This window comes from Mycolicibacterium peregrinum, assembly GCF_001665625.1.
GTDB lineage: Bacteria > Actinomycetota > Actinomycetes > Mycobacteriales > Mycobacteriaceae > Mycobacterium > Mycobacterium peregrinum_B.
In genome coordinates, this window is record NZ_LZSY01000138.1 from 1 (window position 1) to 581 (window position 581).

Consider the following 581-nt stretch of genomic DNA (forward strand, 5'->3'; position numbering starts at 1 on the left):
GCGCTGTACGTCGACGACACCGCGGTGGCCGAGTTGGCGGGGATGCAGACCCACCCCGGCATGTTCGCGCTCGCCGGGGGTGGCATCTGCATCGGCCGCAACACGGGATCGGCGGTGTCACAGCAGTACCGGGCACCGTTCGCCTTCACCGGCGGCACCATCCGGCAGGTCACCGTCGACCTGTCCGGCGAGCGCGAACATGCCGGGGTGGGTCTGCATCCCCGCCAACTCGGCCACCGCGGTGTCGTCGACGTACAGCGCGGTGTCGCCGAGCGGGGTGTGGCTGCCCTCGACAGTGCCGGCCCGCCGGTACTGCACACCGAAGATGTGCCGTCCCAACGGGATCGGATCGGGTGAGACCAACGTCTGCTCGTGCTCACCGAGGAAGTTGTAGACGTACTGCAGCCGGCCGTCGGCGAGGAACAGCACGTGGCCGCCGTGTGCGCCGCCCTGTTTGAACAAGACGCCCTGCGCGTCGGCGCTGTCCACGGTGACTTCGGCGAGCACCGTGAACGACTGCCCGCGCAGTTCGGCGGCCGCACCCAACCCGACCTCGGCGGTGTGCGGGTAGTAGGTGAAGC

At 69.5% G+C, this 581-nt stretch carries 2 pseudogenes; one reads left to right on the forward strand and one right to left on the reverse strand.

Annotated features, from left to right (window positions below):
* Positions 1-189 (forward strand): annotated as a pseudogene (locus A5779_RS33130) (hypothetical protein); the annotation flags it as partial.
* Here the strand turns inward: A5779_RS33130 and A5779_RS22135 are convergent.
* Positions 184-581, reverse strand: a pseudogene (locus A5779_RS22135) (arylsulfatase); the annotation flags it as partial. The pseudogenes A5779_RS33130 and A5779_RS22135 overlap by 6 nt on opposite strands.